The sequence below is a fragment of the Streptomyces sp. NPDC060205 genome (assembly GCF_042728395.1).
Classification (GTDB): Bacteria; Actinomycetota; Actinomycetes; order Streptomycetales; family Streptomycetaceae; genus Streptomyces.
On record NZ_JBHWZP010000393.1, the window covers coordinates 1 to 7,958 of the forward strand.

A 7,958-nucleotide genomic window follows, 5' to 3' on the forward strand; every position below is an offset into this window, starting at 1 on the left:
CACCAGGGGTCCGGGGGCGGAGCCCCCGAGGCGGTGACGGGAGCTGGGCCGGGCGGCACAGGCGCTTTCAGGGGCGCGGGGAACTGCGCACTGGGGGTGCGGGGGCGGAGCCCCCGAGGCGGTGACGGGAGCTGGGCCGAGCGGCTGTCAAGGGCGGCGGGTCGCCTGGAAGGTGCGGCGGTAGGCCTGTGGCGACACCCCGATCGCCGCATGCAGATGCTGCCGCAACGACGTACCCGTCGCGAACCCCACCTCACCCGCGATCTGATCCACCGCCAGATCGCTCGATTCGAGCAACTGCCGCGCCCGTACGACACGTTGCTGGATGAGCCAGCGCCCGGGACTCATCCCGACCTCGTCGTTGAACCGGCGCGCGAACGTCCGCAGGCTCATCCGCGCGTGATCGGCCAGCTCGGCCAGGGTCAGCGGCTCGCCGAGCCGTTCCAGCGCCCAGTGCCGCGTCGCCGCGGTGCTGGTCGCCGTCGGTCCGGGCACCGGCTGCTCGATGTACTGCGCCTGGCCGCCGTCACGCCAGGGTGGCACCACGCAGGACCGCGCCACCCGGTTGGCCAGTTCGCTGCCGTGGTCCTTGCGTACGAGGTGCAGGCAGACGTCCACCCCGGACGCGGCCCCCGCCGAGGTGAGGAGGGAGCCCTCGTCGACGAACAGGACGTCGGCGTCGAGGTCCACCTCCGGGAACATCTGCCGGAACAGCCCGGCGAGCTGCCAGTGCGTGGTCGCCCGGCGGCCGGCCAGCATGCCGGCCGCCGCCAGCACGAAGGCGCCGGTGCAGATGGAGACGATCCGGGTGCCGGGGCGGATGGCCCGGAGCGCGTCGGCCACCGCTTCGGGAAGCTCGGTGCGGAGGTCGGTCAGCGCGAAGGGCGGGATCACCACGGTGTCGGCGGTGGGCAGCACTTCGGGCCCGTGCCCGACGGTGATCGAGAAGTCCGAGTCGCTGCGGACAGGACGCCCGTCCACGGTGCAGGTCAGCACCTCGTACCGGCCCTCGGCGGAGCCGAACACCCGGTTCGGGATGCCGAGTTCGAAGGGATAGACCCCGTCGAGGGCGAGGACGACGACTCGCTCCACGTGTCCCTCGTACCCCGGGCGGCCGGAGTGACCCGAGTCCTCCGGCCGTTGTGCGTGCACGGGGCGGCCCCCGCAGTACGTCGGCGTCTGCATCTGCGTCTCCGTCCCCTGCATGGCACGATCCTATCGAACAATGGCAATCATGCCATTTCCTCGATCTCCGCAGCCGGGCAGGCTGAGACGTATGAGCACTGCGAACACGATGCGCGCGATCAGTCAGGACGTCCTCGGCGGTCCCGAGGTCCTCAAGGAGGTGGAACTGGAGATCCCCGAGCCCGGGCCGAGCGAAGTGCTGGTCAGGGTGCACGCGGCGGGCCTGAACCCGACCGACTGGAAGCACCGGGCGAACGGCAACTTCCTCGGAAAGCCGCCGTTCGTCCTCGGCTGGGACGTCTCCGGGGTCGTCGAGGCCGTCGGTCTCGGCGTCACCGTGCACAAGCCGGGCGACGAGGTCTTCGGCATGCTGCCCTACCCGTACGGCGTAGGGGCGCACGCCGAATACGTCACCGCGCCCGCGCGGGCCTTCGCCCGCAAGCCGGCCGAGGTCGACCACGTCCAGGCGGGAGCCGTCCCGCTCGCCGCGCTGACCGCCTGGCAGGCACTGGTCGACACGGCGGACGTACAGCCCGGGCAGCGGGTGCTGATCCACGCCGCGGCCGGCGGGGTGGGACACCTGGCCGTCCAGATCGCCAAGGAGCGGGGAGCGTATGTGATCGGTACGGCCAGCTCGGGCAAGCACGACTTCCTGCGCGGACTGGGCGCGGACGAGCTCGTCGACTACCGGGAGACCGATTTCGCCGAGGCCGTGCGTGACGTCGACGTCGTCCTGGACACGATCGGGGGCGACTACCGTTCGCGTTCACTGCGCACCTTGCGCCCGGGCGGGCTGCTGGTGTCGATCCTGCCGTCCGGCTCCCCGGAGCTCGCCGAGGAGGCGGCGGGGCTCGGCGTGCGGGCGGTGGAGCTGCTCGTGGAGGCCGATCAGGCCGGGATGAGCGCCATCGCCGGGCTCGTGGCCGCGGGGACGCTGCGTGCCACGGTCGCGGAGGTGTTCCCGTTGGCCGAGGCGGCGAAGGCGCACGCGCTGGGCGATACCGGGCGGACGGTGGGCAAGCTCGTCCTCCAGGTGCGGTAGTTCTTCCGGTAGCCCTTGCGGTGGGCCCCGCGACATCACCGATGATGGCGCGGGGCCTTCCTGCTGCCCCGGGGCTCCTGCGGCGACGTGACCTGCGGGCCCGTGGGGCCGGCCGTGTGACGGCCCGCGCTCCCAGGGCGCTGTCCGCGCATCCGGGGGCGCACCGCGGGGCGCATTGGAGACGCGGCACGTCTCCTAAATGACAGACATATGTCAATCGAACATGCTGAAATTCCCTCTAACGAGGGTAACTTGCAGGGTGAGGGACGGTGGAGCGGTCTCAAGCTGCGCCACGTCGGCTCTATGCTCACGGAACGACGTCACCCTGGTCCCCGGTGACCCTGTTGGAGGTGATGTCGTCGTGCGCAACAAACCTGGGCCGCACTCCCCGCACCTGCGCGTGCACCAAGAGCGCGGACACACCGTGCTCGAATTCCACGGCGAGATCGACATCCTCGCCGCGCTGGACATCATTCCGGCCCTGGACGCGGCGACCGGACTCCCGGGCGCCCGGGTCGTCCTCGACCTGCGGCACATCGAGTTCTTCGACTGCTCCGGCCTGCGGCTGCTGTACCGGGCCCGCCGCCGGGTCCTCGCCCAGGGCGGCAGGGTGCATCTGGTCTGCACCCATCCGCTGACCCTGCGCATCCTGCGGGTGACCGAGCTGGCGAAGGTCATGCCGCCGCTGTCGAGCATGGACGAGGCCCTGGGGCGCCCGGAGGCCGCCTCGGAGTACTCGTAGGGCCCGGGGTACCGGTGGAGCCCTCGGCTATTTCAGGATCTTGGTGACCTGGCCCGCGCCGACCGTCCGCCCGCCCTCCCTGATCGCGAACTTCAGCCCTTCCTCCATCGCGATCGGCTGGATCAGCTCGACGTGCATGGTCGTGTTGTCGCCCGGCATGACCATCTCGGTGCCCTTGGGCAGGGTGACGACTCCCGTGACGTCCGTCGTACGGAAGTAGAACTGCGGCCGGTAGTTGTGGAAGAAGGGCGTGTGCCGGCCGCCCTCGTCCTTCGACAGGATGTACGCCGTCGCCTCGAACTCGGTGTGTGGCGTGACCGAACCCGGCCTGATGACGACCTGCCCGCGCTCGACGTCCTCCCGCTTCACGCCCCGCAGGAGCAGCCCGACGTTCTCCCCGGCCCGGCCCTCGTCGAGCAGTTTGCGGAACATCTCGACGCCCGTGACCGTCGTCTTCGTCTTCTGCTCGTGGATGCCGATGATCTCGACCTCCTGGTTGATCTTCAGCACACCTCGTTCGATGCGACCGGTGACGACCGTGCCGCGGCCCGTGATGGTGAAGACGTCCTCGATCGGCATCAGGAACGGCCGGTCCACGTCGCGCACCGGCTCGGGGACGAACTCGTCGACTGCGGCGAGGAGTTCGAGCACGGACGCGGTCCACTGCTCGTCGCCCTCCAGGGCCTTGAGCGCGGAGACCCGTACCACCGGGACGTCGTCGCCCGGGAACTCGTACTCGGTGAGCAGGTCGCGCACCTCCAGCTCGACCAGTTCGAGGATCTCCTCGTCGTCGACCATGTCCGTCTTGTTCAGGGCGACCACGATGTACGGGACACCGACCTGCCGTGCCAGCAGGACGTGTTCCTTGGTCTGCGGCATCGGCCCGTCGGTCGCGGCGACCACGAGGATCGCGCCGTCCATCTGCGCCGCCCCCGTGATCATGTTCTTGATGTAGTCGGCGTGTCCCGGGCAGTCGACGTGCGCGTAGTGCCGCCGCTCCGTCTGGTACTCGACATGCGCGATGGAGATCGTGATCCCGCGCTGCCTCTCCTCGGGCGCCTTGTCGATCTGCTCGAACGGCGTGTACGGGTTGAGGTCGGGGAACCTGTCGTGCAAGACCTTCGTCACGGCCGCCGTGAGGGTCGTCTTGCCGTGGTCGATATGACCGATGGTGCCGATGTTGACGTGCGGCTTGGTCCGCTCGAACTTCGCCTTGACCACTGCGAGCCCTCCTGATCGCCCGGTGACACGGGCGTGCTCCGCCCGGTCCGCTCCGCTCGGTCCGCTCTCCTCGCCTGTTCGGTACTTACTCGGTACCGCCGTTCGGGCGCCCTGTCCACGGGCGGGAAATTCGGTTGCGGCCGACCCACGGGAACGGGCCATCATGCCCGTGGACCGTCCCCCGACCTCAGGAGCTCGCATGCGCCGATTCCTCGGAACCCCTCGCCCCCACCGGACGATCGTTCTTGAGGAACCGACCACGCATGAACTCCTGGAACACGGGGCGCCCCACGCGCACCCGAACCCTGAACATCGGCATCCTGGCGCACGTCGACGCCGGTAAGACCAGCCTCACCGAGCGGCTGCTCTTCGACGCGGGCGTCATCGACCGGCTCGGCAGCGTCGACGCCGGCGACACCCGCACGGACGACGGCGCGATCGAACGGCAGCGCGGCATCACGATCCACTCGGCCGTCGCCGCCTTCACCGCCGAGGACTTGAACGCGGCCGGGGACAGGGCCGGCTGCCCGCCCGGCACGTGCGCGACGTCGAGCTGCGGCTGCCCGGTCTGACCCGCGGCGAGGGCGTCTGGTGGTCACGGCCCTCGGGGGACCGTCCGGTGCGCTGACGGGCGCGAGCCGGAGCCGTGCGCAGGCGTACGCCAACCTGCCGGTCTGGCGCGGCATTTGGCGGGCACAAGGAAGGAGGAAGGAGGACGGTCCACATGACGACGTCTCTTAAGCGCGTGCCCGGATGGGCGAAGGTCGTGAGTGCCGTCGTGCTGGTTCTGGCGGTGCTCTTCGCCGGTCTTCGGTGGAGTCTGCTGCCCGGACTGGGCGACGTGTTCGGCGAGGAGACCCACGACCGGACGGGGCCCACGCTCCTCAAGTCCATCCAGGACATCAGCCGTTACGACGCCGCCTCGGGCAACTTCCAGGTGGTGGTGGATCTGGAGAAGGACACCAAGTATCTGCCGGACGCGGTCCGCGGCACCCGCACCCTATACGTGGGGGCGGGCACCGTTGACTCCTACGTCGACCTCGGAAAGATCCGTGACAAGGATGTGCAGGTCAACGAGGACCGCACGACGGCCACGCTCAGGCTCCCGCACGCCGCCCTGGGCAAGCCGGCGCTGGACCCCGACCACTCGTACGCCGTCTCCAAGCAGCGCGGCCTCCTCGACCGGCTCGGCGATGTCTTCTCGGACAACCCGAACGACGAGCGGGCCGTGCAGCGGCTCGCCGCCCGGCACATCGGCGACGCCGCGAAGGACAGCGAGCTGACCGCCCGCGCCGAGGAGAACACCACCGGCATGCTCAAGGGTCTGCTGGGCTCACTAGGGTTCAAGGAGGTGCGTGTGACCTACGGGACCTGAGCCCTCGATCAGGTGCCGTCCACCCGGTCGGCGCCCCGCACACGACCGCGCCCGCGAGCCGCCTCATGCGCAGCTCGCGGGCGCATTCGTGTCCCGGCCAGGTTGCTTCCAACCGGCCTGTTACGGCGGCATCTTCGACCGATCAAAGGGTATGCGGGTTCCACCACACCGCAGTCTCAAACTGGAGGGTTGCATGGCCCGCGAAGCGCTACGCCCCCGTACCGCCTTTGGTTTCCGTTCCGCGTCACGCTCGGGCCCCGAGAAGAAGGACTCCGGCGCCGCGAAGCCGCGTTTCCGCCTCGGCGCGAAGAGCGGGCGTCCTGCCGCGAAAGCGCCCCGCAAACCGGCGCCGAAGCAGCCGCGTTCGCCGTCCTCGAAGGTGGTCCGCGAGCGGCGCCGGCCTCCCCTGGTCGTACGCTTCCTCGTCGTCCTCGTGGCCTTCGCCGCGATGGTGGCCTTCGCCGCCGTGCTGGCCAAGCTCACGCTCCAGCCGTCGCCCGCCTCCGAGGCGCTGACGCACAACAACATCCACCCGGGGCGCTCCCTGCGCGCCTATCTCGACCAGCCCGAGCTGCGGGACGCGGTCAAGCAGATCGGCGGCAACATCGTCCTCGGCATCCCCTTCGGTGTGCTGCTGCCGCTGCTGGTGCCCAAGGCGCGCGGCATCCTGCGGGTGACCCTGCTGACCGCTCTGGCCATGCTGTTCGTCGAGGTGGTGCAGGGGACGTTCATCACCGGGCGCGCCTTCGACATCGACGACGTCATCCTCAACACCTCAGGCGCCCTGATCGGATATCTGCTCCTCGGCCGGCGGATGAGCCGCGCCGTGCATCCGCGGCGGCGCGAGCGCAAGGCCGCCACGGCCTGAAGCCGCCAACGGGCCTGGCGTGTAGCGGAGTTGGGGTCATCCGGGCCTGAGGCGGGGAGTCCGCGGGGTGTGAACAGCTGGTCTGTACCAGCATCTTGACGCACCCCTTACTTCACTTCTTAAATCAAGAGTCGAAGCGCTTACCCCCCACCTCAGTCGGCTCCTCCCCACGGGGATCGCCGTACGGAAGGGAGAAGTCGTGGACTCCCCACGCCGGCTCCGCAGATACCTCCTCGCCGCCCTGTCCGCCGCACTCCTCGCGTCCGTCGCCGTCGGGCCCGCGCAAGCGGATCCGGCGCGGGCGGCGCGCACCCAGGCCGATCCCGCTCCGAGCGCCGCCGCGGCGGTGACGTTCCAGGACACCTTCGACGGTGCCGCCGGTTCGGCCCCCAACTCCTCGAAGTGGCAGATCGAGACCGGCGACAACGTCAACAACCACGAGCGGCAGTACTACACGGCGGGCAACAACAACGCGAAGCTCGACGGCCAGGGCCACCTGGTCATCGAGGCCCGCCGCGAGAACCCGAACAACTACCAGTGCTGGTACGGGCGTTGCGAGTACACCTCGGCCCGTCTCAACACCTCCGGCAAGTTCACCACCACCTACGGACGGGTCGAGGCCCGGCTGAAGGTGCCGCGCGGACAGGGCATGTGGCCCGCGTTCTGGATGCTGGGCAACGACATCGGACAGGTCGGCTGGCCCAACTCGGGCGAGATCGACATCATGGAGAACGTGGGCTTCGAACCCGGAACCGTGCACGGCACCCTGCACGGACCCGGCTACTCCGGCTCCGGCGGCATAGGCGCCGGCTACTCGCTGCCCGGCGGACAGGCCTTCGCCGACGCCTTCCACACCTTCGCGGTCGACTGGTCGCCCGAGCGGGTCGTCTGGTCCGTGGACGGCACCGTCTACCAGACCCGCACCCCGGCGGACCTGGGCGGCAGGCAGTGGGTGTTCAACAAGCCGTTCTTCCTGATCCTCAACCTCGCGGTGGGCGGCTACTGGCCGGGCGACCCGAACGGTTCGACCCCCTTCCCCTCGCAGCTCGTCGTGGACGAGGTGAAGGTGACGACGGGCGCCGGCTCCGGCGGCGGCTCGGCGATCCGGGGCCTGGCGGGCAAGTGCGTCGACGTGGCGGGCGCGAATCCCGCCAACGGCACGCCCGTCCAGCTCTACGACTGCAACGGCACCGCGGCCCAGCAGTGGAGCGTGGGCTCGGACGGCACCATCCGGGCGCTGGGCAAGTGCCTGGACGCCGCCGGCGGCGGCACGGCCGACGGGACACCCGTCCAGCTGTGGGACTGCGCCGGCGTACCCGCCCAGCAGTGGGTCGTCAGCGGGGCGAACGACATCGTGAACCCCCAGGCCGACAAGTGCCTGGACGTGACGGGCAACAACTCGGCCAACAGCACCCGGCTGCAGCTGTGGACCTGCACGGGAGCGGCCAACCAGAAGTGGACGGTCGGCTGAGCGACGGAGATCCGGCCGCGGCGGGGCCAGGCCCGGGGATCGCCCGGCCTGGCC

Annotated in this window: 7 protein-coding genes and 1 pseudogene; 6 read left to right on the top strand and 2 right to left on the bottom strand. The window is 70.1% G+C overall.

What is annotated here, in order from left to right:
* Positions 1-147 precede the first annotated feature (147 nt).
* A complete protein-coding gene (locus ACFWGJ_RS38815; RefSeq protein WP_387333664.1) occupies positions 148-1,206 on the bottom strand; it encodes a GlxA family transcriptional regulator in 1,059 nt (352 codons plus the stop codon).
* A gap of 70 nt (positions 1,207-1,276) precedes the next feature.
* Between ACFWGJ_RS38815 and ACFWGJ_RS38820 the strand changes: the two genes are divergently transcribed.
* Together ACFWGJ_RS38820 and ACFWGJ_RS38825 are read left to right on the top strand one after the other, a co-directional pair.
* On the top strand, positions 1,277-2,227 hold the full coding sequence (locus ACFWGJ_RS38820) for an NADP-dependent oxidoreductase (RefSeq protein ID WP_387333665.1): 951 nt from the start codon (positions 1,277-1,279) through the stop codon (positions 2,225-2,227).
* Positions 2,228-2,588: 361 nt separating this feature from the next.
* Positions 2,589-2,969: an STAS domain-containing protein gene (locus ACFWGJ_RS38825; protein ID WP_366782926.1), complete on the top strand. Its 381-nt coding sequence runs from the start codon at positions 2,589-2,591 to the stop codon at positions 2,967-2,969.
* Positions 2,970-2,996: 27 nt separating this feature from the next.
* Here the strand turns inward: ACFWGJ_RS38825 and tuf are convergent, their stop codons facing one another.
* Entirely contained in the window at positions 2,997-4,190 is a 1,194-nt protein-coding gene (tuf, locus tag ACFWGJ_RS38830; protein WP_387333666.1) for an elongation factor Tu, read from the bottom strand.
* Between the two features lie 263 nt (positions 4,191-4,453).
* Here tuf and ACFWGJ_RS38835 point away from each other — a divergent pair.
* From ACFWGJ_RS38835 to ACFWGJ_RS38850, 4 genes and pseudogenes are all read left to right on the top strand, one after another.
* Positions 4,454-4,690: pseudogene (locus ACFWGJ_RS38835) on the top strand (GTP-binding protein); the annotation flags it as partial.
* A gap of 224 nt (positions 4,691-4,914) precedes the next feature.
* A complete protein-coding gene (locus ACFWGJ_RS38840; protein ID WP_387333667.1) occupies positions 4,915-5,565 on the top strand; it encodes a DUF4230 domain-containing protein in 651 nt (216 codons plus the stop codon).
* Between the two features lie 193 nt (positions 5,566-5,758).
* Positions 5,759-6,433, top strand: a complete 675-nt coding sequence (locus ACFWGJ_RS38845) for a VanZ family protein (RefSeq protein WP_387333668.1) — start codon at positions 5,759-5,761, stop codon at positions 6,431-6,433.
* 199 nt (positions 6,434-6,632) lie between these two features.
* Positions 6,633-7,904 carry a ricin-type beta-trefoil lectin domain protein gene (locus ACFWGJ_RS38850; RefSeq protein ID WP_387333669.1) on the top strand — a complete coding sequence of 424 codons (1,272 nt, stop codon included), beginning with the start codon at positions 6,633-6,635 and terminating at the stop codon, positions 7,902-7,904.
* Positions 7,905-7,958: the final 54 nt, after the last annotated feature.

Excerpts from the sequence above, each read along its gene's own strand:
- ACFWGJ_RS38845 (WP_387333668.1), top strand. The coding sequence starts at position 5,759 with ATGGCCCGCGAAGCGCTACGCCCCCGTACCGCCTTTGGTTTCCGTTCC.
- ACFWGJ_RS38815 (WP_387333664.1), bottom strand. The coding sequence starts at position 1,206 with ATGCAGGGGACGGAGACGCAGATGCAGACGCCGACGTACTGCGGGGGC.
- ACFWGJ_RS38820 (WP_387333665.1), top strand. The coding sequence starts at position 1,277 with ATGAGCACTGCGAACACGATGCGCGCGATCAGTCAGGACGTCCTCGGC.
- ACFWGJ_RS38840 (WP_387333667.1), top strand. The coding sequence starts at position 4,915 with ATGACGACGTCTCTTAAGCGCGTGCCCGGATGGGCGAAGGTCGTGAGT.